Below are 23843 nucleotides of genomic sequence, written 5' to 3'. Positions count from 1 at the left end.
GGCGCTCCCGGGTGCTGGTAGGGCCTGCGGGGTTAGAAAGCGCTTTCTAAATACGCCGCACAGCGTAGGTTCCGCCGTCGCGGGGGGTCAATGGGTCGGAAGCGCGCAGTGTGGCGCGGCAGTTGAGGCCCTGTCGGCGCCTGGTCGTACGGTTGCGACATGGCCACTGCCGACGACGTACGCAGGATCGCGCTCGGGCTGCCCGGAGCGATCGAGAAGCTCGCGTGGGGCATGCCCACCTTCCGGCTGGAAGGGGGCGGGCGGATCTTCGCGTCGCTGGACGACGACGACCGCGTCATGGGGGTGAAGTGCCCGCAGGAGGACCGGGAGGAGCTGATCGCGGCCGAGCCCGACAAGTTCTTCCTGCGTGAGGGGCACGACGACAACTACGCATGGATGCGGGTGCGGCTCTCGGCTCTGGAGGACGACGACGAGCTGTACGCCATCCTGCTCGACTCGTGGCGCCAGGCGGCCCCTCGGAAACTGCTGGATGCCCATCCGGATCTGGCTCCTCCGAAGCGGTGAGGCGTCGGCCTGACGGGCGGTCGGACAGTGCGGCCGGATGGTCGGGGCGGTGCCACGCCAGGGGCGAGGCGCTGCGGTCGGGGCGACCCGGCCGGTGTGCGGGTGCGCGCCCGGATCTCCGCGGGGCGCACCCCGGTCGCCTCCGGGCGCATCCCGGTCGCCTCCGGGGGCGGACGGGCCGTCTGCGGGAAGCGGCCGGGCCGGATGGACGCGCGGCTCATGCCTCGGTCGGGTGAGTGAGGCCCTGGGGCAACCGCTTCCGCATCCGGACCGGGTACGCATTGCGGGGCCGTTCCACGACGCCGGGAGGACCTGCCTCATGCCCGCCACCAGACGCGCCGCGAACACCCTCGCCGCCACTGCCTGTGCCGCACTGCTGCTCACCGGCTGCACGGAGCCGCCGCCCGCTCCGGAGCCGGGCGCGAAGGCCCAGGGCGGTCCCGCCGGGCAGCCCGGCCCCGCACCGCGGGAACTGCCGGCCAGTCACATCCCCGGGCTGGGGCCCGACTTCCGTTCCAGGATCCCGGACGCCACCCTCCAGGCACTTGTCGTGACCGGGGAGACGTCGGACACCAACGTCGCCACAGCGGTGCTCCACGAACGGACGGCGGGCGGGCCGTGGCGGTCCGTCGCCGGCCCTTGGCCCGCGCACAACGGCGTGCGCGGCTGGACCGACGACCACTACGCCGGCGACCTGCGCACCCCCATCGGCGTCTATGGCCTGGGCGACGCGGGCGGACGCTCACCCGATCCCGGCACCCGTCTGCCGTACGACGAGGACGAGGAGTTCGTGGCCTCGGGCACCGGCTTCCTCGGCGAGCCCCTCGAAGGCTCCTTCGACTACGTGGTCGCCATCGACTACAACCGGGTGTCGGGCACCTCTCCGCTGGACAAGGAGCGACCGCTCGGACCGGAGAAGGGCAACGGGTTGTGGGTCCACGTGGACCACGAAGGGCCCACCCAGGGGTGCGTTTCGCTGGCCGAGGACCAGATGCGCGAGCTGCTGCGCGCGCTCGACCCGGCCAAGCGGCCGGTCATCGTCATGGGCCCCGCCTCTGAGCTGCGGAAGTGACCGAAGAGCCGGTCGCCGCCGTCACATGAATGCCGCGATGCGGGCGCGCAGGGACTTGGGATCCAGTCCGTGGGCGTCCAGGTGCTCGTCGATCGTGCCGTAACGGCGCAGCTCGCGCCGGGACACACCCAGGCCCAGCACACGGTGGGGCACGTCCCGGAGGGCGTCGTTCGCAGCCGGCGTCGACGTGCCGGCCAGGTAGGGCTCGACGATCACCACATCGGCCCGGTCGCCCGCCGCCCGCCGGACGGCCTCGTCGTCGAAGGGGCGCACCGTCGTCGCGTACAGCACGGTCACGTCCATGCCTTCCGTCGCCGCGAGGACGTTGTCCAGCATGGGCCCGACGGCGATCACGACCGGGCCGCGGCCCTCACGCACGGCAAGGAACCGGCCGCCCGCGAACGGCCTGGCCTCGGCGTTGCTCTGCAGTGACAGGCGCACATACACCCGGTCGTCACCCGCGGCGGCGTTCCGCAGCACTGCCTCGGCCTCGTCCGGGTGGCCGGGGACGTGGACCGTCCACCCGTCCAGGGTGTCCAGCAGCGCCACATCACCCGGCGCCATGTGCGTGAAGCCGCCCGCGGGCCAGTCGTAGGACGCTCCGGCGCTGACCAGCACCCCGCCCGTGCCCTGATGGCCGAAGTCGAGCTTCACCTGCTCGAACGGCCGCTCGACGAGGAAGCTCGCGAACGTGTGCATGATCGGCCGCATCCCGGTGAGCGCGACACCGCCGCCTGCGCCGATCAGCAGTTGCTCCCGGATGCCCACGTTGATCACCCGGTCGGGATGACGCCGCTGCGCCTGCTCGAACCCCGCGACGCTGATCTCCGCGAGCACGAGGGCAAGGCGCGGATCCTCGTCCAGCAGGCGGGTGGTGGTGGCGATGAAGCGGTCCCGCATGGTGTCCATGGTCGACAGTCCTCTCGGCGGTGACGTACGTGGTCAGACGTTCTTGGGTTCGACGCGGGCGACGACCGCCCTCGGCCTGCCCGGATGCGGCGCCGTGAAGGCGGCGAGCAGTGCGTCGTGGTCGCGGCCGTCGACCGTCCGGGCCGACCAGCCGGCAGCCTCGAACCGCGACGCGATCCCGCCGGGCCAGCCGTGCGTGGCGGACGAGTTGTCGATGACGAGCGTGTGGAGCTGCTCGAGCCCGGCGGGACCTGCGTAGGCGATGGCCTCGTGATTGCTGCCCTCGTCCAGCTCGGCGTCGCCGATGAGAACCCAGACCCGTGGGCCGGTCAGCCCCTGTGCGCGCAACCCGAGAGCAGTGCCCACCGCCAGCGGAAGCCCGTGCCCGAGCGACCCGCTGCCTATCTCCGCCCCCGGCACGAGGAGTCGGTCCGGGTGGTGACCGAGGGGGGAGTCGTAGGAGCCGAAGTCGGGCAGCCACTCCACGGGCACGAAGCCCTTGGCGGCGAGCACGGCGTAGTACGCCATGGGGCCGTGCCCCTTGGACAGCAGGAACCGGTCTCGTCCGGGGTCGTCGGCGGTCTCCGGCGACACGCGCAGAACGCGGTCGTAGAGGACCCAGAGCGCGTCGAGCGTGGATGTGGCGGCCGGCCCGTGCTTCTCGTCTCCTGTCATCAGGGCCATCAGCCGGTCGAGGTCGTCGAAGCCGAATGCCCGGGTGCTGGACGCCGAGGCGCCGGATACGGGGGTGGAAGCCGTGTTCGCCATGCCCCCAACCGTGCAACCTCAAGTTGACTTCCGGTCAAGCGTGGCGGGTCGTGGAATACGGGTTCGTGACCAGTGGCCGGAGTGCGGTATTGTTCTCATGTCCGTTCGGCGGGGAGAAACGCCCAGGTCAGACGGGCACCGGGACGTGGCGCAGCTTGGTAGCGCACTTGACTGGGGGTCAAGGGGTCGCAGGTTCAAATCCTGTCGTCCCGACTCGAGAGAGTCGCAGATCGAGGGGCCGTTTCAGAGCAATCTGAAACGGCCCCTCGATCGTGCTCGGGCCGATTGTGGCACCAGCCTCCTCGACCGCGTCCCCGACTGCGGTCTGAAGACCCGCGGTTGGCCGGAGACCCGCGAGGCCTTGGACAACCTGGTCGCCGTGGCCCGCGACGTCAGGGCCGGCCTCGGGACCAGCGCTTCCTGACGCCAAGGGCTCGTGAGCGGAGCGGTGATCGCTCCGCTCACGAGCCCGGCGTGCCCCGGCTCAGGACACCGGGTTGGCCTCGCGGCGCCCTGGCGCGCCGCCGGTCCTCTCGTGTCAGGGGCCGGTGTCGAGCTCGACGTCGAGGTCCTCGGCCTCGGTCCAGAACCCCTCGTCCGCGTCCTGGAGCCGAGAGGCCGCGTGCTTCAGGTGGCGGCGGGCGGCGGCACGCGCCGTCTGGGCGTCGCCGGCCTCGATGGCGGCCAGTATGGCGTGGTGCTCCTGGCGGACTGCCTCGAAGAAGTCGCCCCGCCGGGCCTCGTTCGCGCGCGTGACGCGGATGCCGCTGCGCAGCACCTCGCCGAGGTACCGCAGTGTCGAGACCATGACAGGGTTGCCGGTCGACTCGGCGATGGACCTGTGGAACGCGAGATCCTCGTCGACGCCGTCACCGCCGGCCGCGACCGCTGCGTCGATCGCGGTCAGGGCCTGACGCATCCGGGCGAGGTCGGTGGGAGTGGCGCGGGCGGCTGCGAGGGAGGCCGCCTCACCCTCCATGGCGCGGCGTACCTCCACGATCTGCAGCACCTTGGCCATTGTGCCGTCGGCAGCCTCGGCCTCGAGGTCGAGCGGCCGGGTGCGCCGGGGCATGACGAACACGCCGAGGCCCTGGCGCGCTTCGACCAGGCCCGCGTTGCGGAGCCTCGAAACGGCCTCCCGCACAACGGTGCGGCTGACGCCCAGCTGCTTCACCAGCGCGACCTCGGTCGGCAATTTGTCACCCTCGGCCAGCCGCCCGGACTCGATCTCTTCCGAGAGCAGCGCGGCGACCCGATCCGCGAGCCGTACGGGACCGCTCACCTTGGAAAACATGGTCTTCAGTCTATCGGCCCGATCCGGCTGCGAGACGGGCGCCGAACTTGACCGCGTCAGCGTGGTCGTCCATGTAGTCCCGCACCACCGATTCGAAGCCTGGGTCGGGCTCCAGACCGAGCGCGGTGGCGCGTGCGTTGTCGAACACAGCGGGCCAGGAGCCCACGATGGCCTCGACGCCGCGGTCCGGCGCGATGGTGACCAGATCGGCGACGGCGTTGCCGGCCACCCGCCGCAGCGTGGCAAGCATCTCGGCGACCGTGACCGTCAGGGCCGGCAGGTTGACCGGTAGCCCGCCGTCCAGCCGGCCCGGGCCCTCGCCGCGCTCGGCCTCGGCGACGCGGAGGATTCCCTCGACCGTGCGCCGTGGGGAGGCCAGCGCCACCCGCAGGTCGGGACGGACCGGGCAGGTCGCGGGGATGCCCGCGAGGGGCTCGCGGATGATGCCGGACAGGAAGCCGGAGGCGGCCGCGTTCGGCTTGCCCGGCCGTACCGACACGGTCATCAGACGGGTGACGCGTCCGTCGATGAAGCCACGGCGGGTGTACTCCGCGACGAGCTGCTCGCAGACCAGCTTCTGAGCCCCGTAGCTCGACCGCGGCGTGGGCAGGGTCGACTCGCTGACCATCGGCGGCAGGGGCAGCGCCGGGTCGGAGCCGTAAACGGCGACGCTGCTGGAGAACACCACCAGCGGCGTCGGCCCGCCGGCCGCCGACTGGGCACGGGCGGCTTCGAGCAGCGCACGGGTCGTGTCCACGTTGGCACTCATGCCGAGGTCGAAGTCGGCCTCACACTCGGCCGAGACCGCGGAGGCGAGGTGGATCAGCACGTCCACCGGCTCCGTGAACACCTCGTCGAGGCTGTTTGCGAGGTCGCCCTGCACGACATCCACGATGGGGTATCCCCTGCTCGAAGAGCTTGGGGAAGGGTCGGTCGCCGCCTTCGCGTCGGCCTGCACGTAACGGTCGGCGAGCACCAGCCGGTCGATCGGTGCGCCACGGAAAGTACGCGTCGTGAGCAGGGCGTCGGCCACCTGCCGGCCCAGGAAGCCGAAGCCACCCGTGATGACGATCCTCATGCGTTGTCTCCTCGGTGGTTGTCGAGCCAGCCGAGCCCCTCACTCGTGCCGGCACGGGGGTGGTACTCGCAGCCGATCCATCCGTCGAAGCCCACGTCGTCGACGACCTCGAACAGGTGGCGGACATCGAGTTCGCCCCGGTCGGGCTCGTGGCGGTCGGGTACGCCCGCGATCTGCAGATGGCCCACGCGGCCTGTGGGCAGGTCGCGTCGCAGGGTGGTGGTGAGGTCGCCCTCGACGATCTGGCAGTGGTAGAGGTCGAGTTGTACTTTGAGATTCGCGGCGCCCACCTCCTGCACCACAGCGTGGGCCTCGGCCTGCCTGCTCAGGAAGTACCCCGGCATGTCACGGCCGTTGATGGGCTCGATCAGGATGTCGATACCCGCCGCGGCGGCCTGCTCCGCGGCGTGGGCGAGGTTGGCCAGGTAGGTGTCGCGGTGTGCGGCGAGCTCGGCCGGCTCCGCGTCCGGCGGCACCAGCCCGGCCATGACGTGGACCCGCGGGCAGCCCAGCGCCGAGGCGTACTCGAGAGCCCGACCGATCCCGGAGCGGACCTCCGCCTCGCGTCCGGGCAGGGCGGCGATGCCGCGCTCTCCGGACTCCCACGATCCGGGCGGTGCGTTGAAGAGCACCTGCTTCAGGCCGTGGTCGTCGAGCCGGTGGCGCAGCTCGGTGGCGTCGTACGCGTAGGGGAAGAGGTACTCGACGGCCTCGAAGCCGTCCGCCGCCGCTGCGGCGAAGCGGTCGAGGAAGTCGTGTTCGGTGTACATCATGGACAGGTTCGCGGCGAACCTCGGCATGCTTGCTCCAGTGTTCGGCCCGGTGCCGGGCCGAGTCGACGGGCCCGGCACCGGGACCCGGGGTCAGCGGTTGACGACCTGCTTCTTGGTGGTGAGCACCGCGCCGGCGCCGACGACCAGGCTGAACGCCAGGACGTACATGGGAAGCGACGTCGAGCCCGTGGCGTCCTTGAGCGCGCCGATCATGTACGGGCTGACGAATCCGGCGAGGTTGCCCACCGAGTTGATCACCGCGAGGCCGGCCGCGGCGGCGGCGCCGCCCAGGAACGCGGTCGGGAGCGACCAGAACAGCGGTGCGCAGGTCAGGACACCGGCCGCGGCGAAGGACAGCGCGGCCAGGGACAGCGCGGTCGACCCGGTCGAGACGGCGGCCAGCGAGAACCCGACGGCGCCCATGAGGCTCGGGACCACCAGGTGCCAGCGGCGCTCCCGGCGCTTGTCCGCCGAACGTCCGAAGAGGTTCATCGCGACGAGGGCGGCGAGGAACGGCACGGCGCTGAGCACACCGATCGCGAGGTTGCCCTCGATCCCGGTGGACTCGACGAAGGTGGGCATCCAGAAGGTCAGGGCGTACTGGCCCATCACGAAGCAGAAGTAGATGAGGCACATCAGCCACACCTTGGGGTCGCGGAAGGCGTCCCAGACCCGGCCGTGCACCGTCCGGTGCGCGGCGTCGTCGGCGATCGCGCGCTCGACGACGGCCTTCTCGTCGTCGGTGAGCCACTTCGCGCTGCGCACGCCGTCGTCGAGGTAGAACAGCGTGGCCACACCGATGGCGAGCGCGGGGATCGCCTCGAGCAGGAACATCCACTGCCAGCCCTGCCAGCCGTTCACGCTCTGGAACCGGTCCATGATCCAGCCGGAGAGCGGATTGCCGAAGATGCCGGCCACCGGGATGGCGGACATGAACATCGCGATCACGCGGGCGCGGCGGTGCGAGGGGAACCAGTAGGTGCAGTAGAGGATCACGCCCGGGTAGAACCCCGCCTCCGCGGCGCCGAGGAGGAACCGGAGGACGTAGAACGTCGTTTCATTGGTGACGAACATGAACGCCGCCGAGACCAGGCCCCAGGTGATCATGATCCGGGCGATCCAGGTGCGGGCGCCGATGCGCTGCAGCATCAGGTTCGAGGGGACCTCGAAGAGGAAGTACCCGATGAAGAAGAGGCCGGCACCGAGGCCGTACGCCGCCTCGCTGAGACCGAGGTCGTCGGACATCTGCAGCTTCGCGAAGCCGATGTTGACCCGGTCGAGGTAGGAGAAGACGTAGCAGAGTATGAGGAAGGGGACGATGCGTCGCACGACCTTGCGGAAGACGGCGTCCTCGCGGGCGAGGTCGGGGGCCTCGGCAGTCGTTGTGGGCACAGACATGCGGAATCCTTCGTGCGGCTCGGGGGATTCTCCGACAGGGGCGGGGATGGTCACCACGCGGCGTCGAACACGGACCTCAGTTCGTGGAGAGCGTGGGTGGGGAGGGGCTCCGGGCGACGGTCGGTCAGGAACCAGAGGCGTGCCGTCTCCTCGAGTTCTTCGAGGACGGCGAGAGCGGTGGCCGCGTCCGGGCCCCAGACCACGGGGCCGAGACGGTCGAGCAGCACGGCCCTGATCGGTGTGCCGCTCGCCGCGCGGTCGGCGATGCCGGCGGTCACCAGGTCGGCCACGCGGGGGTCGCCGGGCCGGTGGTAGGGGACGAGTGGGACGTGCCCGACCTTCATCACGTAGTAAGGGGTGAGGGGCGGGAGCACGTCGTCCTCGCTCCACACGCCGGCCAGCGTGAGTGCGACCAGGTGCGTGGAGTGGGTGTGGACGACGAACCGGGCCGTGGGGTCGGCCTCGTAGATGCGTCGGTGGAGCGTGAGGGTTTTGCTGGCCCGGTCGCCCGCGATCTGCTCGCCACCGGCGTCGACCAGCGCGAGGCGCCCGGGTTCGAGGAAGCCCAGAGCGGCGTCGGTGGGCGTGATGAGGTGGCCGTCGCCCACCTTGGCGCTGATGTTCCCCGCGCTGGCGTGGACGTAGCCCCTGGCGAACAGGCTCGTGCCCACCCGGACGATCTCGGCGCGTGCCTCATCGACGGCAGAGCTCGCGGGCCGGGTCACGATGCCTCCCGGTCCAGCAGGTCGAACGCGGCGCTGAAGAAGTCGGGACCGCCGAAATTGCCGGACTTCAGCGTCACATGCAGCGTGTCCCCGTCGGGCAGGGCCGCCGCGCACCAGGGCACGCCCGGGTCGATCTGCGGTCCGATCCGCAGCCCGGTGAGGCCGAGTGCCTGGACGACCGCGCCCGAGGTCTCGCCGCCCGCGACGACGAGCCGGCGGACGCCGCGCTCGACGAGCCCCTGTGCGACGTGGGCCAGGGTCCGCTCCACGAGCTCACCCGCCTCGGCGGCGCCGAGCCGGCCCTGGACGGTCCGGACCGCGTCGGGTGTCTCGGTGGAGTAGATGAGCACCGGCCCCTCGGCCAGGTGCGTGTCCGCGAAGGCCAGCGCCTGGCCGGCCACGTCCTCGCCGGCCGCGATGCGCAACGGGTCCACGCTGAACGCGGGCCGGCCGCTGCGCAGGAACTCCAGAACCTGACCGTTCGTCGCCACCGAGACGGAGCCGGAGACGACGGCCGCGTGACCGTCGGTCGGCGGCAGCTGGGCGGCGGCCGGGGACGGCTCGAAGCCCCAGTTCGCGGGCAGGCCGATCGCCAGGCCCGAGCCGGCGGTCACCAGGGGCAGCCCCTGGACTGCGGCGCCCAGGCGCAGGAGGTCGTCGTTGGAGACGGCGTCCGCGATGGCGATGGAGATGCCTTCCTTGCGCAGGTCCTCGATACGGGCCCGGATCGCCTCCGGACCGCCGGCCAGGACGGTGTGGTCGACGAGGCCGACCGTACGCGAGGTCTGTGCGGCGAGGACGGAGACCAGGTCGGAGTCCGTCATCGGAGTGAGCGGGTGATGGCGCATACCGCTCTTGCTGAGCAGGACGTCGCCGACGAAGAGGTGTCCCTTGAAGACGGTGCGCCCGTTGTCGGGGAAGGCCGGCGTCGCGATGGTGAAGTCGGTGCCAAGAGCCTCCATCAGGGCTTCCGTGACCGGCCCGATGTTGCCGGCCGGTGTCGAGTCGAAGGTGGAGCAGTACTTGAAGTAGATCTGTTCCGCGCCGACGGAACGCAGCCATGCGAGTGCCCGCAGTGACGCCTCGACGGCCTCGGGCGCCGGGACGGTCCGCGACTTGAGGGCGATGACCACGGCGTCCGCGTCCGTCGCCTGGTCGGTGCCGGCGGGCGGCACGTCGATCAGCTGAACCACGCGCATGCCCGCGCGGACCAGATTGTTGGCCAGGTCCGTGGCGCCGGTGAAGTCGTCGGCGATGCAGCCGAGTCGGATTCCCATCTCAGCCCCCCGCCTGCTCGGGCAGATCGACACCCGGGAAGATCTTGATGACCGCGCTGTCGTCCTCGCCCCCCAGGCCGGATGCCGAGGCCTGGAGGAACATCTGGTGGGCGGTGGAGGCGAGGGGGAGCGGGAACTTTTCCGGCCGGGCGGAGTCGAGCACGAGCCCCAGGTCCTTGACGAAGATGTCGACCGCCGAGAGGGGTGTGTAGTCCCCGGCGAGCACGTGGGCCATGCGGTTCTCGAACATCCACGAATTGCCGGCGCTGTGCGTGATGACTTCGTAGAGCGCCTCCGCCGGAACACCGGCCTTGATGCCCAGCGCCATCGCCTCGGCTGCCGCGGCGATGTGCACCCCCGCGAGCAGCTGGTTCACGATCTTGACCTTGGAACCGAGCCCGGCGTGGTCTCCCAGGCGGTAGACGGTGCTGCTCATGGCCTCGAGCACCGGGTCGGCGAGCGCGTACGCGGCGGCGGAGCCCGACGTCATCATGGTGAGTTCGCCGTTCGCCGCCCGTGCGGCGCCACCGGAGATGGGGGCGTCCAGAAAGAGCACGCCCTTGTCGGCCAGGCGCTTCTCGAGCTCGGCGGACCACACGGGGTCCACCGTTGAGCACATCACGAAGACGGCGCCCGGTCGGAGGCGGTCGGCCGCCCCGTGGGGGCCGAACAGCACTGCTTCTACCTGTGCCGCGTTGACCACCACGCCGACGAGGACGTCCACGGTGGCCGCCAGCTCGCCGGCGGAGTCGAACGCCGTTCCGCCCTCACGGGTGAAGGCCGCGGCCGCCTCCGATCGCCGGTCGTGCACGCCGACGTCGTAGTGCGCGGTCCGCAGGCTGCGGGCCATTCCGAGCCCCATGGCTCCGAGGCCCACCAGGCCCACGCGCGGCAGTGCCGGCCTGTCCTCGTCGTTCATGTCCGTCCTCGCCTTGCTGTGCCGTCCGGGTGTGGCCCGGCCTTCGGGTTGTCTACAGCGATCAGGTCATATGATGACCTGATGAAGCGCTCCTCGTATACTGTGACGTCCGTCGCATTGGTGCCGGTCGGCAGACGGGTCGCGATCCCGAATACGCGAGTTTCGGTGGAGCCGCCCCGGGCACCCGTGCGCCCCTGGTCCTGCGGGACACCGCAGATCCGGCGCAGCCCGCCGGCCGGAGGCCTTCGCCCAGCCGGGTCACGGAGGTTTCCAGGGCGAGCGTCGAGTGGAACTTTCCAGCGGTGCCCGTCGCTGCGATGGAGCACCTGATGGCTCAGCCGGAACGAAGCACGGAGGCACTATGAACGCCGACGCCAACCCGGACGACAGGGTGACGCCCGACAGCCGGCTCCACACCGGCTCGGAGGGAGAGGTGACCGCGGAGGACGTGGTTCTCGCCTCGGGTCGCGAGATCACGCCGAAGAGCCTGGCATGGGCGGAGCGCCGCCTGGCGGAGAAGGGCCGTGCCGCACTCGACGAACTGCTTCCCTGAGGAGCGGGCCCTACAGGACGAGCGGCTTCCGCGGAGAGAGCCGCTTCCCGGAAAGCGCGCCGCTTCCCCGTCTGCGAAACCGCCGGTGACAGCCGAGCGCCGTCCGCGCACGGGGCGCCCGCGCCGACGGCATGTCAGTCCGCGTCCCCCGACAGGATCATCTCCGCCCACACCTGCTTGCCGCCGCCGAGCGGCACCGAGCCCCACGCCGCCGTCGTCGCCTCGACGATGAGCAGCCCGCGGCCGCCGGTCGCCTCCCAGCCCACGTTCGCCGGTTTCACGGGGCTGCGGGGCGAGGTGTCGTTCACCGCGATCCGCAGGCGGTCCGCGGACAGGGTCAAGTCCAGGCGTACCTCCCCCTGCGTATGGGCGATGGCGTTGGTGACCAGCTCGGACACCACCAGCAGGGCCATGTCCTTCTCCTCGGTCAGACCCCAGGAGCGCAGGGTGCGCGCGGCGAAGCGGCGGGCGTGCAGGACGGCGTTCGGGAGCCGCCACACCGTCCAGTGGGTCCGTACGGGGCGCACGCGCGTCCCGTCGTAGCGCAGGAGCAGTACGGCCACGTCGTCGTCGCGCCCGTTGGCGCTGCCGAGCAGTTCGTCGGCGACGCGCCCGATGTCGGACAGGTCGGACGCGCCCACGACCTCGCGCACGCGGCGCATCCCGTCCTCCAGGGGGAGGTGGGCAGACTCCACGAGACCGTCTGTCACCATCGTGACGAGCGTCCCGGGGATCAGGCCGGCCTCGGTCATGGTGAACTCCGCCTCGGCGAGCACACCCAGCGGCGGCCCGCCGTCCACGACCAGTTCCTCGGTCGTGCCGTCCGGGTGACGCAGCACCGGCGGCAGATGCCCGGCGCGTACGAAGCGGGCGATGCCTTCCTCCATGTCGAGGTCCGCGTAGAGGCAGGTGGCGAAGAGATCCGTCTCCATTCCGACGAGGAGCCGGTTGGCACGGGACACCACCACGTCGGGCGGATGGCCCTCTACGGCATAGGCACGAACCGCCGTGCGCATCTGGCCCATGATGGTGGCGGCGCCCGCGCTGTGGCCCTGCACGTCCCCGATGACGAGCGCCACATGCCCGTCGGCGAGCGGAATCACGTCGTACCAGTCGCCGCCGACCTCCAGCCCCACCGTCGCCGGCAGGTAGCGGGCGACGGCGACGCCTCCCGTCAGTATCGGCAGCTTGCGGGGGAGGAGGCTGCGCTGCAGCATCCTGGCGAGTTCGTGCCCTGCGTCCAGCGCGTGTGCGCGCCTCAGGGCGCTGCCCACCAGGCCGGCGACCGCCGTCAGCAGCGACCGTTCCTCCGGGGCGAATTCGTGCTCCGTGTCCCAGCCCACCAGGCACACCCCGACTACTCGCCCGTCGGCAGGCAGAGGCAGGACCGCCAGTCCGCCGGGGCCGATGCCGAGGAGGCCGGGCTCGAGCTCGGCGCCCGGGGGCCACAGGCTCATATGGCCCTCGCGCAGCGCGCTCTGCAATGTGGGCAGGGCGTGGCACGGCGCGTCCGGCCATTCGGAGCGCCATTCGGCCTGCCATACGCCGGGCCACGCGTCCGGTTCGGGCGGGTCCAGGGTGGTGACCAGGAGCCGGTCGGCCTCCAGCTCCGCGACGGCGATCCGGCTCGCGTCCAGCGGGAGGCGCAGGGCTTCGACCACCATCCTGCTGACGTCCCGCACGGTCGCCGCTCCAGCCAGCCGCGCGGACAGCCCCTGCACGATGGAGACCTCGTGGTCGGTGGGACGCAGATAGACGGCGTCGGCGACCACGCCGAGGACCCGTTCCGGCGTGCCGTCGGCGCCGAACCGCAGACGGCAACGCAGGCCCAGCCAGCGCAGCTCACCGCCGGGGCGGCGGATGCGGAAGGCCAGCTGCTCGCCCGAGGACGACAGCGGACCCGGTTCGACGAGGGACATCAGTGCGGGGATGTCGTCCGGGACGGCGCAGGCCAGCAGGGTCTCCACTCGCCCGTCGAACTCCTCCGGGGCGATCCCCAGCAACTCGAGCACCTTGGCGTCCGCGTCCATCAGACCGGTTTCGAGCGTCAGTGTGAACGCACCGCCCTGGAGCGGCACCAGGGTGGGCCCCAAATGCGACCGCGGCTGGGTCATCCGCCCCGCCACGCGCCCCGCGCGTCCCGCCGCCTCGAGCCCGGCGGCCACCTGATCGGCGTACAGCTCCAGCAGGCTGCGGCGGTCGGCGTCGAAGCCGTCGGCCACCTCGCCCGCCACAAGGAGGCAGCCGATCTTGGCGACTCCGTGGCCCAGCGGCAGCGCTCCCAGCGAGAACTTGGGCGGCAGCGTTCCGGCGCCGACGGGGTGCCCCCCGATGGCGTCGCTCGACATGTACACGGACAGGTCCGCCGGGCTCAGCCAGAGGGGGCGGGCCGCACGATAGGCGTCCGTGACGGGGGAGCGGCTGCCGAGGTTGATGAATGCCGGCAGTCCGTACGTTCCGCCGCGGTCACCCACGGCTTCGGCCAGCCGCAGTTCGTCGCCGCTCTCCGTGAGCACATAGACAGCGGCCAGCTCAGCCCCGCAGAACGCAAAGTTTTGCCGTGTCAAAGCGCGCACCGCCTCCATGCGCGGTCACATACCGCGTTGCTCCCATGCTGCCGTTGTTCGCAGGGTGGGAGCTAGTCAGGAGACGAAGGTGGCGGCGCGGAAACACTGGTCGGACGGGCAGGCAGCCGCCCATGAGCGGACGGAACCATGCCGGATACGCCGAAAGGGGACGGCGACCTGTCCGCCGCTGCCTGCATGCGCGCAGCGCGACGGTCTGTGACCCTGGAAGGCATGCAGCGAGGCAGCGGGAAGGCGGAGATCCGGGTCCGCAGGGTCTATGAGGCGCCCTCGCCGGACGACGGGATGCGGGTCCTGGTCGACCGGCTCTGGCCGCGTGGGCTGAGCAAAGGGGACGCCCGCGTCGACGAGTGGCCCAAGTCCGTCACTCCGTCGACGGAGCTCCGGCGCTGGTACCACGGGCCGGACGGGGAGTACGAGGAGTTCTGCCGCCGCTACGAGGCCGAACTCGCCGAGCCTGCCGCCGCGGAGGCGCTCCAACGGCTCCGCACTCTCGCGGCCGAGGGGCCGCTGACCTTGCTGACGGCGGCCAAGGAGCCCGACCGCAGTCACACGTCCGTCCTGAAGAGGCTTCTATAGTGCCTGCGGGCGCACCCGGCACCCACCCGATGTCTTCAGCAACTCCCGGGGCAACGGTCACCCGAAGCCCGCGTTCACTGAGGTCAGCTTCGGTACGCGACAGGCCGGTCGTCCGACGTTTCGGCCCGGCGTAGTTCGCACAGTACCGTCCCCGGCATATCCTCCGGCCATGCGTGTCGCACTCTTCGTCACTTGCGTCAATGACGCGGTGTTCCCCGCCACGGGCATCGCGACGGTGAGACTCCTCGAACGGCTGGGCGTCGACGTGGACTTCCCCACCGCCCAGACGTGCTGCGGGCAGCCGCAGTTCAACACGGGGTACCGGCGTGAGGCCGAGCCGCTCGTGCGCCGCACGGTCCGGGCCTTCGAGGGGTACGAGTACGTGGTCACGCCGTCCGGATCCTGTGCGGCGATGGTCCGGCACCACTATCCCCGGCTCGGCGGCCCCGCGGCCGCGGACCTGGCCTCGAGGACGTACGAGCTGACCGAGTTCCTGGTCGACGTCCTCCAAGTCACCGACGTCGGCGCCTACTTCCCGCACACCGTCACCTACCACCCCTCATGCCACGGCCTGCGGCTGCTGAACCTCGGCGACCGGCCCCGCCGACTGCTGGAGTCGGTGAAGGGGCTGGAGCTGCGCGACCTGCCGGCCGCGGCCGAGTGCTGCGGGTTCGGCGGCACGTTCGCCGTCAAGAACATGGACGTGTCCGCCGCCATGGGCCAGGACAAGGTCCGCAGCGCCGTCTCCACCGGAGCCTCGGTGCTGTGCGGGGCCGACAACTCCTGCCTGATGCACATCGACGGCATCCTGCGCCGCCAGGACGAGCCGCTGCGCGCCCTGCACATCGCCGACATCCTCGCCTGCACGGAGGAACACCCCTTCGAGGAGCACCCCTTCAAGACGGAGGAGACCCCCGCATGAGCGGCGCCTTTCTCGGCATGCCGTCCTTCCCCGAGGCTGCCGGCAAGGCCGTGGGCAACCCGACCCTGCGTGCCAATCTCCGCCACGCGACCCACACCATCCGCGACAAGCGGGCCAAGGCCGTGGCGGAACTCGACGACTGGGACCGGCTGCGCGAGGCCGGCAAGCGGATCAAGGACCATACGCTCCGCCATCTCGACCGACACCTCGTGCAGTTGGAGAGCGCGGTCACCGAAGCGGGTGGCACTGTGCACTGGGCCGCCGACGCGACGGAGGCCAACCGGATCGTCGCCGACCTCGTCAAGGCGACCGGCGAGCGCGAGGTCGTCAAGGTCAAGTCCATGGCCACCCAGGAGATCGGCCTCAACGAGGCACTGGAGACCGAGGGCATCGCCGCATACGAAACCGATCTGGCGGAGCTGATCGTGCAGCTCGGCGACGACCGGCCCTCGCACATCCTCGTCCCCGCCATCCACCGCAACCGGGGCGAGATCCGCGACATCTTCGCCCGGGCGATGGGCAGTTGGGGGAGGCCGGCACCAGAGGGGCTGTCCGACAGCCCCGCCGACCTGGCGGAGGCCGCCCGGCTGCATCTGCGGGAGAAGTTCCTACGGGCCAAAGTCGGCGTCTCGGGAGCGAACTTCATGGTCGCGGAGACCGGCACCATGGTCGTCTTCGAGTCCGAGGGCAACGGCCGTATGTGCCTGACACTGCCGGACACGCTGATCTCCGTCGTCGGCATCGAGAAGGTGGTGCCGAGCTGGCGGGACCTCGAGGTCTTCCTGCAGACCCTGCCCCGCTCCTCGACCGCCGAGCGGATGAACCCCTACACATCCATGTGGACCGGGACGGCCGACGGGGACGGCCCCCGGACCTTCCACCTGGTGCTGCTGGACAACGGCCGGACGGCGGCCCTCGCCGACGAGGTGGGCCGCCAGGCCCTGCGCTGCATCCGCTGCTCGGCCTGCCTCAACGTCTGCCCTGTGTACGAGCGGGCCGGCGGCCACGCGTACGGCTCCGTCTACCCCGGTCCGATCGGCGCGATCCTCAGCCCCCAACTGCGCGGCACACAGAGCGACGTCGACGCCTCCCTTCCGTACGCCTCTTCGCTGTGCGGCGCCTGCTACGACGTGTGCCCCGTCGCCATCGACATCCCGGAGGTGCTGGTCCACCTCAGGGAACGGGTCGCCGACCAGGGCGGGAAGGGCCACCGCCTGGAGAAGGCCGCGATGAAGGCCGCGGGCTGGCTGCTCGACCATCCGGCCGTGCTCGCCGCCGGTGAACGTGCCGCGTCGAGGACCCGCAGGCTGCACCCCAGGAAGCCGCCGGGCGCGGGGGCGTGGACCGCGTCACGAGAACTGCCGCAGATGCCCGCCGAGTCGTTCCGCGAGTGGTGGAGGAAGAACCGCACATGAGCACCGAGTCCCCAGCGCAGGGAAGCCGCGAGCGCATCCTCGCCCGGGTCCGGGCCGCCGTGGCCGACGCCCCGACGGCGCCCGAAGCGGCACGTGACTACCTGGACCGTCACACCCCCGACGACCCTGCCGTCGTTCTCGACCTCCTGCACGACAACCTCGCCGACTACCGGGCGATCGTCCACCGGAGCACCGAGGCGCAACTGCCGGAACTTCTCACCCGGTTGCTGGCAGGGCACGGAGCACGTTCGGTGGCCGTGCCAGCGGGACTGCCGGACGCGTGGCTCGCGGAGACCGACGCCGAACAGCGCCACGACGCGCCTCTGACCCCGTACGAGCTGGATGCGACCGACGCCGTGGTGACCGGCTGCGCACTGGCAATCGCGGAGACCGGCACGATCGTCCTGGACGCGGGCCCCGCCCAGGGCAGGCGCGCCCTCACCCTCGTGCCGGACCTGCACATCTGCGTCGTCCGTGCGTCTGAGCAGGTCGTGGCCTCCGTTCCGGAGGCGATGCCGCGGCTCGACCCCACCCGCCCGCTGACCTGGATCTCCGGCCCGTCCGCCACGAGCGACATCGAACTCGACCGCGTCGAGGGTGTGCACGGCCCCCGCACCCTGGAGGTGGTCCTGCTGCAGGACTAGCCTCAAGGCCGTGAAGTCTGCGGCTGGGTTGTGTTGTCAAGGGCTGGCCGGGTACTTGGAGATGGCGCGTTTGACGATCCGGGGACTGATCCGCAGGCGCCGTGCGGGCAGCAGGCCGGCCAGGACGTGTCGGCCGAGGCGTTTCTTGTGGGCGTAGTAGGTGGAAGGGGCGATCTTGCAGTCGTGCTCGGTGAGCGTCCTGCAGATCGGCTCGATGCCGCCGAAGCGGTCCCGGTGCTCGTCGATGAACGCTACGAGCGTGTGTGTGGCCGGTCGAGCGAGGCCGCGAAAAAACTCGCCGCGGCCTTCAGGATCTCGTTGGCCCGCTTGAGTTCGGCGTTCTCCTTCTTCAGCGCCTTGAGCTCGGCTGACCCCTCCGTCGTCGTCCCCGGGCGCGTCCCCGCGTCGATTTCGTGCTGCTTCACCCAGTTCCGCAGAGTCTCGCGGAAGCCGATGCCGAGCTTCTCGGCCACCGCCTGCAGGGCGGCCGTCTCGTTCGGGGGCCGACGCGCGTGCTGCCCATCCTCGCCCCGGCCGTCCCGGCAGGTCGTGTCCCACGCTTGTGCTCGCTCTTTCGACGTCCGGCCGTACGCCCAGGAAGAATCAGGACGACATGATGCGGAATCGCTGGTCCGGTGCGTCCGTACACGGTTCGACCTTGGCCTCCGCGCCCACGGCTGAGGCGTTGCCGGCCAGGCCGACGCACTGGTCGGTGTCCGCCGGACGGATCCTGTACGTGCCGGCGCGGGAGGGACCGACGCGCTCCAGGCGAAAGTGCTGGAAGGGCCGGCTCTCCCGGCAGTCCGTCCAGGGTTCGAGCATTCCCTTCACCAGCTCCTGGGCCACGACGGTGAGGCAGCCGGGGCCGAACTGGGGATGGTTCCACATGATGTAGAACCGTCCGTCCCCGACGGGTTTCAGGGAGGTGGTCGGCGGGACCGCCGTGGAGCAGGGGCGTTGAACGGCCACGGCCGCCGAGTAGCGGCCGGTCCGTTCACGCCCTTCCGTCAGGCAGAGGTCACGGTCCTCGCCGGGAAGGGGTCGGATCTGCAGCGGACCTGGTGGCATCGTCACGACGGCGGGCGTGCCTGTGCGCGGTTCCAGTGCTCGCAGGGTGTCGGGGCGATCGGCGCTGAGGAGTTGTGTACCGGTCGCGGCGAGGCTCAGGAGGAACAGGGCGGGGAGAACGAAGCCGGCTCTGCGGGGCCGCGGGGGCACCCTGGGACTTCTGGGCGGCGGTGAGCCGGTGGGGACTGCCGCCACGGGCGTCGCTGGTGCGGCAGGTGTGGCTTCGGACGGGCCGGCGTTGTCGCCGAAAGCGGCAGCCGGGCCCGCCGGGCGACGGATGTCCTTGGTGTCGGCCGGCCGCCCGTGCAGCAAGAGGCCGTCGGCGGTGGGCGCTGGCTCGGGGACGGGCGGCGCGAGGGCGGAATCGGCTGTGAGGATCTGCTGGTGCACGCGCCGCAGCGCGACAGCCGGGTCGGTGCCCAGTTCTCTGTTCAGCCGCCGGCGTACCTGCTCGTAGTGCTCGAGGGCCTGGGTGGCACGGCCGCAGCGGTACAGGGCCAGCATCAGCTGACCGGCCAGGCGCTCGTCCAGCGGATGCTCCTTGGCCCGGGCGGACAGGCACGGCAAGAGGTCGGCGTGGTGCCCGAGTCTCAGCCCGACGTCGTTGCGGTCCAGCTGCGCCCCGAGCCGCTCCTGTTCCAGCGTGTCGCGCAGGGCGTTGATCCACGGCGTGTCCAGACCGGTGAAGGGCTCTCCCCGCCACAGACCGAGCGCCTGGTCCAGCAGCGCCTTGACCCGCTCGTCGTCGTCATCCGTGCGGGCGTGTGTGACCAGTTCACGAAAGTGGTGCAGGTCCACCCGTTGCGGTTCCACGATGAGTACGTAGCCGCCGGACCGCCGGGTGATGGTGGCGCCGCCGCCGGTTTCGGCCAGGGCCTGCCGGAGCCGTGAGATGTAGCTGTGAAGCGTCTGCCGGGCCCGCTGGGGAGGACGCTCACCCCACACTCGATCGATCAACTGATCGACCGTCACGGGGCGTTGGCCGTCGACCAGCAGCGCCGCCAACACACAGCGCTGCCGGGCATGCCCGAGATCGACGTGTCGGCCGTCGATCCGAGCCTCGACCGCTCCCAGAACCCCGAACTGCACGCCCAATGCGGCCCACCCCCCTCGGGCCCGGAGCCTAAGCCCCCCCAATGCGCCTGACCAGGCGATTCAAGGCCAATGCAATTTTTGTCCACGGCGTGCCCTCCACCGTTCACCACGTGCCCTTGCGCCACGGGGCGTCAACACGCCGGAGGAAGGGAGTGGATGGTGATCGAGACAGTGTTGCGTACCGAATCAATGCCCGCGGCGGAGCGCTTCACCAGATGGTGCGAAGTCATCGCCCGGTCGATGCCCACGGCGATCAGCAGCAGCGAGGAGTCGGACTTCCGCGCCACTGCCCGCGTGCTCGACCTGGGAGCCGTGTCCGTCCTCGCCCTGAGCCATCCGCCACTGCGTACGCATCGCACACAGGAACTGATTCGCCGGCGTGACCCGCACATCTACCAGTTGTCCCTCACCGTGCGAGGCCACGCACTCGTCACCCAGGAGGGACGGACGGCTTCTGCCGCCCCGGGCGAGATCGTGCTGTGCGAATCGTCCCGGCCCTTCCGCACCTCGTCCGGCGCGGACCGCAGCGCCGTCGAGGAGATCGTCGTGCAGGTCCCCAAGCAGCTGCTTCCCATCGATCCAGGGAACATGAGCCGGATCACCGCGGTACGGATGCCCGCGGTGGCCGGGGCAGGCGCACTGCTGGCCCGTCACCTCACCGAACTCGTCACGCAGGGCCGCCATTGCCGGGTTTCTGACGCCCCGCCCCTGGGCGACGCCGTGGTCGATCTGCTCACGGCCTTGTGTACGCACAGCCTGGGAGCTGGCGCCGACGTGCCAGGAGGGCCGGACGCGGACCGGGAGTTACTGCGGGCACGGATCCACGCGTTCATCGAGCGGCATCTCGCCGATCCATGCCTGTCACCCCACGGCATTGCCGCCGCGCACCAGATCTCCACCCGCACCTTGTACAGGCTCTTCCAGGCCGACGGGCTGGGCGTGGCCGCATGGGTGAGCAGGCGGCGACTGGAGCGGTGCCGCCGCGATCTGCTCGACTGCCGGCTGTCCGCGCGCCCCGTGCACGCGATCGCCGCCCGCTGGTGCTTCACCGACGCGCCGCACTTCAGCCGGGCGTTCAGGGCTCAGTACGGCACGTCCCCCGGCGAGTACCGTCGCTCGGCAGCCGACGGCGGCGCGTGAGTGGCCCCGAGGCCGTGGCTTCATAGGGGGGCAGCGAGCGCACCACTGCTCCCAGTACCCGTTCCGCGGGGAAGTAGCCCACGTGCCGGGAGTCGAAGCTGGCCTGCTGGTTGTCCCCGAGCAGAACCAGGCTGCCCTCCGGCACACGCTCTGCGGGGGAGCCGGCCAGGACGGGCACACGGTCCCGGGGCACGGGGTCACCGGGCACGGCTGCCACCCTTTTGATCAGCCATTGCCTTCGTGCGAGGGATGGGCCAGGGGCGGTGGTGGCGACCGGTGGTTCACTCCATCCGGCGACCCCTGCCGGCCGTTCCACCACGACCACCTGACCACGGGTGGGCTTGCGGTCCCGGCGTACCAGGACACGGTCTTCGTCCTGGTACGCCGGCTGCATGCTGTCTCCTCTGACGGTGACGGCGACGAGTCTGCGGCCCAGCAGCGAGCCGAGGGCCGCGCCCAGGGTGAGAAGCACCGCCGCTGCGCAGCACAACAGACCCCAGGGCAGGCGTCCCGCGAGGAGAAGCACGGGCCCCGCGGACCCCAGCACGATCAGCGCCAGGCTCCGTGTCGCGCGAGTGGCGGGTCTCGCGCGAGCCGTGGGAGCCGTACGTGTGCGAGGCCCGCGCAGGTGCGCGGCGGGTGGAGTGGACGGCTCGCGCATCCTCATGCCGGCTCCTCAAGCGCCATCGGCTCGCTCTCCGGTTCTCGCTGACTCTGCCGGTAACCGGAGGCCTGCAGACCGAACAGCCGAGCGTACTCACCGTCGGCGGCCATCAGGGACGCGTGGTCGCCTTCCTCGACGATGCGACCCTGCGCGATCACCACGATCCGGTCGGCGTCTCGCACCGCTCCCAGGCGGTGAGAGATCAGCAAGCTGGTCCGCCCGGCACGGTGGTGGCGCAGCGTGCTGTGGATGTCGTGCTCCGCCTCCGCGTCCAGTCCGGCGGAAGGCTCGTCGAGGATCATCAGGTCTCTCCTGTCACGCAAGAACGCCCTGGCCAGCGCGAGCCGTTGCCACTGGCCTCCGGAGAGGACCACACCCTTGTCGGGATCGTCCTTGTCGGCCTCCATGAAGAACATGCGTGACAGGAGGGTGTCGTAGCCTCGTGGCAGCCCGGTGAGCTTGTCGTGGATCCCCGCGCGTTGCGCCGCCGCCCGGATCCGGCCGTGGTCCTCGAGTGCCTCCAGATCGCCGAGACCGATGTTCTCCGCAGCGGTGAGGTCATAGTGCATGTAGTCCTGGAACACCGCGCCGATCCGCCGGCGCAGTTCGGCTACGTCGGCCTGTCCGAGGTCGAGGCCGTCCCACAGGATCTGCCCCCGGGTGGGGTCGTAGAACCGGCACAGCAGTTTGACCAGGGTGGACTTCCCGGCACCGTTGAGCCCGACGAGGGCGAGGCTCCCACCCGCGGGAATACGCAGGTTAACCCCCCGCAGCACCCAGGGATGGTCGTCGGAGTACCGGAACCACACGTCCCGGAACTCGATCCCCCGTCGCAGGGGCGCCATGGGGCGCGGCTCCGGCGGGACCCGCAGGTCGGGGCCGGCGGTGGTGACCGCCGCGTAGTGGTCGAACATCAGCAGCGCCTGGTGAGCGCGGGCGAACTCGCTCGCCATGGCGATGAGCCCGCCCTGGACACCCGCCACCGCGGCCACGAACATGGTGATCCCTCCCACGGACAGCGTCCCGGTCCGCGCCGCGGCGACCGCCCAGAGCAGCCCGCCGCCCGTCACCAGTGCGGCCAGCAGGCCCAGTCCGCTCTGTACCAAGACTTCGCGCCGGTCCACGTTCCGTTTGGCGGCGTTCGTCGCACGCCGTTCGGTCAGCATCCGCTGCTTCAGGTACGCGCCGATGCCGAACAGCCGCACCTCCTTGGCCGACTCGAGGCTGGACAGCAGGCGGCTGTAGAAGAGCTCCCGCCGCTCTGCCGGGCCGATGTCCCAGTACATGTGCGCTCGTTGTCGCGAGAGCGCCACCTCGGCCACGAGCGTCGGTGCCGCGGACAACAGGACCAGCGCCGTCATCAGCGGGCTGAGCAGCAGCAGTGAACCCAGGAAGCCGATGACGGTGACGGCCGCGCGGGTCATGCCCAGCATCCCGTCGACCGTGTGCCCAGGCGCACTCCCGCCGGACTGCTGGGCGAGCCGCAGCCGGTCCAGGAACTCGGGGTCTTCGAAGCGGGCCAGTCCGGGGAAGCCGTTCACCGCGGTGAAGAGCCGGTCCTGCGCGAGCAGCGTCACTTCGCGTTCGGTCTCCGCCCGGAGGTACTGGGTCAGCTGCGGTGTCACCCCGGCGAAGACGCCGGCCGCGGCCAACCCCACACCCAGGCCGACGAGGGTGCCGAGAGTGGCGTCCGCCATCAGTGCGTCCAGGATCAGTTTGGTGAGCCAGGCGGTGGTCACCGGCACCGCACCGCCGGCCAGCGACAGCACCGCGTACAGTGCCATCGTGCCGGGAGCCGCCCTGGCCGCCAGCGCACACGTCGTCGTGACACGGCGGGCGCCCGACGCTATGCGCCCGAGGCGGCCGTGCGGCTGGTCGGCCGTGGGCCGTGTACCGCCGCTCACGCTGCCGCGGCGGCCGGGTGGCCCAGTTCGATCCGGTTGTCCGTCACCACGAGTTTGCCGGCGCCGTCGGGAGCGACCCGTACCAACGTGGGGAACGCCGCCACCTTGAACGCGGATCCGAGCGGGCCGTCGCCGCTCTCGACCACCACGCGGACCACCGGGTTCAACTCGGTGATGAATGGCGCGCCTTCCTCCACGTCGCCGACTACGACGGCCAGCGCGCTTTCCCTGCCGCCGGCCAGACCCCGCGCGAAGTCGACGAAACGCGGCAGCTTTTCCTTGCACGGCCCGCAGGTCGGGGAGAAGAAGGCCACCACGGTCTCCTCCTTCATCGATTCCCGGCTCAGCGGCTCGCCGTCCGTCGTGACCGCCGCGAACTCCGCGACCTCCGCACCAACGGGGATGTCGGCGGGGCTGCGCGCGGACAGCAACTCGGTATGCTCACGCAGTCGTTTGATGACGCCGAGCGTCAGAATCAGATCGAGGGCACAGATCGCTCCGAGACAAGCGAGTGTCGCGATCAGGAAAGGCATCAC

Annotated in this window: 24 protein-coding genes and 1 tRNA gene; 10 read left to right on the top strand and 15 right to left on the bottom strand. The window is 70.9% G+C overall.

Going from position 1 to position 23843, the window contains the following annotated elements:
* The first annotated feature begins 159 nt into the window (after positions 1 to 159).
* Together ACIQ7Q_RS32050 and ACIQ7Q_RS32045 are read left to right on the top strand one after the other, a co-directional pair.
* Complete coding sequence (locus ACIQ7Q_RS32050; RefSeq protein ID WP_403869954.1) at positions 160 to 525, top strand: MmcQ/YjbR family DNA-binding protein; 366 nt, start codon at positions 160 to 162, stop codon at positions 523 to 525.
* Between the two features lie 319 nt (positions 526 to 844).
* Positions 845 to 1597: a hypothetical protein gene (locus tag ACIQ7Q_RS32045; RefSeq protein ID WP_403869951.1), complete on the top strand. Its 753-nt coding sequence runs from the start codon at positions 845 to 847 to the stop codon at positions 1595 to 1597.
* Positions 1598 to 1618: 21 nt separating this feature from the next.
* On the opposite strand, the gene ACIQ7Q_RS32040 is transcribed toward ACIQ7Q_RS32045, so the two are convergent.
* Together ACIQ7Q_RS32040 and ACIQ7Q_RS32035 are read right to left on the bottom strand one after the other, a co-directional pair.
* Positions 1619 to 2506: a transketolase family protein gene (locus tag ACIQ7Q_RS32040; protein ID WP_403869948.1), complete on the bottom strand. Its 888-nt coding sequence runs from the start codon at positions 2504 to 2506 to the stop codon at positions 1619 to 1621.
* A 33-nt stretch (positions 2507 to 2539) separates the two neighbouring features.
* Positions 2540 to 3274 carry a transketolase gene (locus ACIQ7Q_RS32035; RefSeq protein ID WP_403869945.1) on the bottom strand — a complete coding sequence of 245 codons (735 nt, stop codon included), beginning with the start codon at positions 3272 to 3274 and terminating at the stop codon, positions 2540 to 2542.
* 139 nt (positions 3275 to 3413) lie between these two features.
* Here ACIQ7Q_RS32035 and ACIQ7Q_RS32030 point away from each other — a divergent pair.
* Both ACIQ7Q_RS32030 and ACIQ7Q_RS32025 read left to right on the top strand, forming a co-directional pair.
* Positions 3414 to 3487 (top strand) — tRNA-Pro (locus tag ACIQ7Q_RS32030).
* 16 nt (positions 3488 to 3503) lie between these two features.
* Positions 3504 to 3698, top strand: a complete 195-nt coding sequence (locus ACIQ7Q_RS32025; RefSeq protein WP_403870072.1) for a hypothetical protein — start codon at positions 3504 to 3506, stop codon at positions 3696 to 3698.
* A 114-nt stretch (positions 3699 to 3812) separates the two neighbouring features.
* Here the strand turns inward: ACIQ7Q_RS32025 and ACIQ7Q_RS32020 are convergent, their stop codons facing one another.
* The 7 genes from ACIQ7Q_RS32020 to ltnD form a co-directional block, all read right to left on the bottom strand.
* On the bottom strand, positions 3813 to 4568 hold the full coding sequence (locus ACIQ7Q_RS32020) for a FadR/GntR family transcriptional regulator (protein WP_403869943.1): 756 nt from the start codon (positions 4566 to 4568) through the stop codon (positions 3813 to 3815).
* A gap of 10 nt (positions 4569 to 4578) precedes the next feature.
* Positions 4579 to 5646, bottom strand: a complete 1068-nt coding sequence (gene denD, locus ACIQ7Q_RS32015; RefSeq protein WP_403869940.1) for a D-erythronate dehydrogenase — start codon at positions 5644 to 5646, stop codon at positions 4579 to 4581.
* Positions 5643 to 6446, bottom strand: coding sequence for a 2-oxo-tetronate isomerase (gene otnI, locus ACIQ7Q_RS32010; protein WP_403869937.1), 804 nt, complete (start codon positions 6444 to 6446; stop codon positions 5643 to 5645). Before otnI ends, denD begins: the two co-directional genes overlap by 4 nt.
* Before the next feature lie 63 nt (positions 6447 to 6509).
* Entirely contained in the window at positions 6510 to 7817 is a 1308-nt protein-coding gene (locus ACIQ7Q_RS32005; protein WP_403869934.1) for an MFS transporter, read from the bottom strand.
* A gap of 50 nt (positions 7818 to 7867) precedes the next feature.
* Positions 7868 to 8542 carry an aldolase gene (locus ACIQ7Q_RS32000; RefSeq protein WP_403869931.1) on the bottom strand — a complete coding sequence of 225 codons (675 nt, stop codon included), beginning with the start codon at positions 8540 to 8542 and terminating at the stop codon, positions 7868 to 7870.
* Positions 8539 to 9819, bottom strand: a complete 1281-nt coding sequence (otnK, locus tag ACIQ7Q_RS31995) for a 3-oxo-tetronate kinase (RefSeq protein WP_403869928.1) — start codon at positions 9817 to 9819, stop codon at positions 8539 to 8541. The genes ACIQ7Q_RS32000 and otnK overlap by 4 nt, the downstream gene beginning before the upstream one ends.
* Position 9820: 1 nt before the next feature.
* Positions 9821 to 10738: an L-threonate dehydrogenase gene (gene ltnD / locus ACIQ7Q_RS31990; RefSeq protein ID WP_403869926.1), complete on the bottom strand. Its 918-nt coding sequence runs from the start codon at positions 10736 to 10738 to the stop codon at positions 9821 to 9823.
* 361 nt (positions 10739 to 11099) lie between these two features.
* On the opposite strand from ltnD, the gene ACIQ7Q_RS31985 reads away from it, so the two are divergent.
* Positions 11100 to 11291: a hypothetical protein gene (locus ACIQ7Q_RS31985; RefSeq protein WP_403869923.1), complete on the top strand. Its 192-nt coding sequence runs from the start codon at positions 11100 to 11102 to the stop codon at positions 11289 to 11291.
* 134 nt (positions 11292 to 11425) lie between these two features.
* Here ACIQ7Q_RS31985 and ACIQ7Q_RS31980 read toward each other — a convergent pair whose 3' ends face one another.
* On the bottom strand, positions 11426 to 13858 hold the full coding sequence (locus ACIQ7Q_RS31980; protein WP_403869920.1) for a SpoIIE family protein phosphatase: 2433 nt from the start codon (positions 13856 to 13858) through the stop codon (positions 11426 to 11428).
* A gap of 231 nt (positions 13859 to 14089) precedes the next feature.
* On the opposite strand from ACIQ7Q_RS31980, the gene ACIQ7Q_RS31975 reads away from it, so the two are divergent.
* The 4 genes from ACIQ7Q_RS31975 to ACIQ7Q_RS31960 all read left to right on the top strand — a co-directional run bounded on the left by ACIQ7Q_RS31975 (position 14090) and on the right by ACIQ7Q_RS31960 (position 17436).
* A complete protein-coding gene (locus ACIQ7Q_RS31975) occupies positions 14090 to 14455 on the top strand; it encodes a DUF488 domain-containing protein (RefSeq protein WP_403869917.1) in 366 nt (121 codons plus the stop codon).
* A 169-nt stretch (positions 14456 to 14624) separates the two neighbouring features.
* A complete protein-coding gene (locus ACIQ7Q_RS31970; RefSeq protein ID WP_403869914.1) occupies positions 14625 to 15377 on the top strand; it encodes a (Fe-S)-binding protein in 753 nt (250 codons plus the stop codon).
* Positions 15374 to 16792, top strand: a complete 1419-nt coding sequence (locus ACIQ7Q_RS31965; RefSeq protein WP_403869911.1) for a lactate utilization protein B — start codon at positions 15374 to 15376, stop codon at positions 16790 to 16792. The genes ACIQ7Q_RS31970 and ACIQ7Q_RS31965 overlap by 4 nt, the downstream gene beginning before the upstream one ends.
* Complete coding sequence (locus ACIQ7Q_RS31960; protein WP_403869908.1) at positions 16789 to 17436, top strand: lactate utilization protein C; 648 nt, start codon at positions 16789 to 16791, stop codon at positions 17434 to 17436. The genes ACIQ7Q_RS31965 and ACIQ7Q_RS31960 overlap by 4 nt, the downstream gene beginning before the upstream one ends.
* A 251-nt stretch (positions 17437 to 17687) precedes the next feature.
* Here the strand turns inward: ACIQ7Q_RS31960 and ACIQ7Q_RS31955 are convergent, their stop codons facing one another.
* Positions 17688 to 17909 (bottom strand): transposase, encoded by a 222-nt coding sequence (locus ACIQ7Q_RS31955; RefSeq protein WP_403869905.1) that lies wholly within the window; start codon positions 17907 to 17909, stop codon positions 17688 to 17690.
* Between the two features lie 130 nt (positions 17910 to 18039).
* Complete coding sequence (locus ACIQ7Q_RS31950; RefSeq protein WP_403870069.1) at positions 18040 to 19593, bottom strand: BTAD domain-containing putative transcriptional regulator; 1554 nt, start codon at positions 19591 to 19593, stop codon at positions 18040 to 18042.
* Positions 19594 to 19755: 162 nt separating this feature from the next.
* Between ACIQ7Q_RS31950 and ACIQ7Q_RS31945 the strand changes: the two genes are divergently transcribed.
* Positions 19756 to 20739: a helix-turn-helix domain-containing protein gene (locus ACIQ7Q_RS31945; protein ID WP_403869903.1), complete on the top strand. Its 984-nt coding sequence runs from the start codon at positions 19756 to 19758 to the stop codon at positions 20737 to 20739.
* Here ACIQ7Q_RS31945 and ACIQ7Q_RS31940 read toward each other — a convergent pair.
* Genes ACIQ7Q_RS31940 through ACIQ7Q_RS31930 form a run of 3 tightly spaced genes read right to left on the bottom strand, consistent with a single transcriptional unit; the run spans position 20675 to position 23840 of the window.
* Positions 20675 to 21400 (bottom strand): S26 family signal peptidase, encoded by a 726-nt coding sequence (locus ACIQ7Q_RS31940; RefSeq protein ID WP_403870067.1) that lies wholly within the window; start codon positions 21398 to 21400, stop codon positions 20675 to 20677. The two genes, ACIQ7Q_RS31945 and ACIQ7Q_RS31940, sit on opposite strands and share 65 nt — an antisense overlap.
* 2 nt (positions 21401 to 21402) lie before the next feature.
* Positions 21403 to 23307: an ABC transporter ATP-binding protein gene (locus tag ACIQ7Q_RS31935; protein ID WP_403869901.1), complete on the bottom strand. Its 1905-nt coding sequence runs from the start codon at positions 23305 to 23307 to the stop codon at positions 21403 to 21405.
* Entirely contained in the window at positions 23304 to 23840 is a 537-nt protein-coding gene (locus ACIQ7Q_RS31930; RefSeq protein WP_403869898.1) for a TlpA family protein disulfide reductase, read from the bottom strand. The genes ACIQ7Q_RS31935 and ACIQ7Q_RS31930 overlap by 4 nt, the downstream gene beginning before the upstream one ends.
* Positions 23841 to 23843 lie beyond the last annotated feature (3 nt).

The organism is Streptomyces sp. NPDC096176 (genome assembly GCF_044763255.1).
Taxonomy (GTDB): Bacteria; Actinomycetota; Actinomycetes; order Streptomycetales; family Streptomycetaceae; genus Streptomyces.
The sequence above is the reverse complement of the archived record's forward strand: the minus strand, read 5'-3'. Positions and strand labels throughout refer to the sequence as shown.

Bases quoted from the DNA above. Each gene is read 5' to 3' on its own strand.
- ACIQ7Q_RS32050 (WP_403869954.1), top strand. From the start codon at position 160: ATGGCCACTGCCGACGACGTACGCAGGATCGCGCTCGGGCTGCCCGGA.
- ACIQ7Q_RS32045 (WP_403869951.1), top strand. From the start codon at position 845: ATGCCCGCCACCAGACGCGCCGCGAACACCCTCGCCGCCACTGCCTGT.
- ACIQ7Q_RS32040 (WP_403869948.1), bottom strand. From the start codon at position 2,506: ATGGACACCATGCGGGACCGCTTCATCGCCACCACCACCCGCCTGCTG.
- ACIQ7Q_RS32035 (WP_403869945.1), bottom strand. From the start codon at position 3,274: ATGGCGAACACGGCTTCCACCCCCGTATCCGGCGCCTCGGCGTCCAGC.
- ACIQ7Q_RS32020 (WP_403869943.1), bottom strand. From the start codon at position 4,568: ATGTTTTCCAAGGTGAGCGGTCCCGTACGGCTCGCGGATCGGGTCGCC.
- denD (WP_403869940.1), bottom strand. From the start codon at position 5,646: ATGAGGATCGTCATCACGGGTGGCTTCGGCTTCCTGGGCCGGCAGGTG.
- otnI (WP_403869937.1), bottom strand. From the start codon at position 6,446: ATGCCGAGGTTCGCCGCGAACCTGTCCATGATGTACACCGAACACGAC.
- ACIQ7Q_RS32005 (WP_403869934.1), bottom strand. From the start codon at position 7,817: ATGTCTGTGCCCACAACGACTGCCGAGGCCCCCGACCTCGCCCGCGAG.
- otnK (WP_403869928.1), bottom strand. From the start codon at position 9,819: ATGGGAATCCGACTCGGCTGCATCGCCGACGACTTCACCGGCGCCACG.
- ltnD (WP_403869926.1), bottom strand. From the start codon at position 10,738: ATGAACGACGAGGACAGGCCGGCACTGCCGCGCGTGGGCCTGGTGGGC.
- ACIQ7Q_RS31985 (WP_403869923.1), top strand. From the start codon at position 11,100: ATGAACGCCGACGCCAACCCGGACGACAGGGTGACGCCCGACAGCCGG.
- ACIQ7Q_RS31975 (WP_403869917.1), top strand. From the start codon at position 14,090: ATGCAGCGAGGCAGCGGGAAGGCGGAGATCCGGGTCCGCAGGGTCTAT.
- ACIQ7Q_RS31970 (WP_403869914.1), top strand. From the start codon at position 14,625: ATGCGTGTCGCACTCTTCGTCACTTGCGTCAATGACGCGGTGTTCCCC.
- ACIQ7Q_RS31965 (WP_403869911.1), top strand. From the start codon at position 15,374: ATGAGCGGCGCCTTTCTCGGCATGCCGTCCTTCCCCGAGGCTGCCGGC.
- ACIQ7Q_RS31960 (WP_403869908.1), top strand. From the start codon at position 16,789: ATGAGCACCGAGTCCCCAGCGCAGGGAAGCCGCGAGCGCATCCTCGCC.
- ACIQ7Q_RS31945 (WP_403869903.1), top strand. From the start codon at position 19,756: ATGGTGATCGAGACAGTGTTGCGTACCGAATCAATGCCCGCGGCGGAG.
- ACIQ7Q_RS31940 (WP_403870067.1), bottom strand. From the start codon at position 21,400: ATGCGCGAGCCGTCCACTCCACCCGCCGCGCACCTGCGCGGGCCTCGC.
- ACIQ7Q_RS31930 (WP_403869898.1), bottom strand. From the start codon at position 23,840: ATGCCTTTCCTGATCGCGACACTCGCTTGTCTCGGAGCGATCTGTGCC.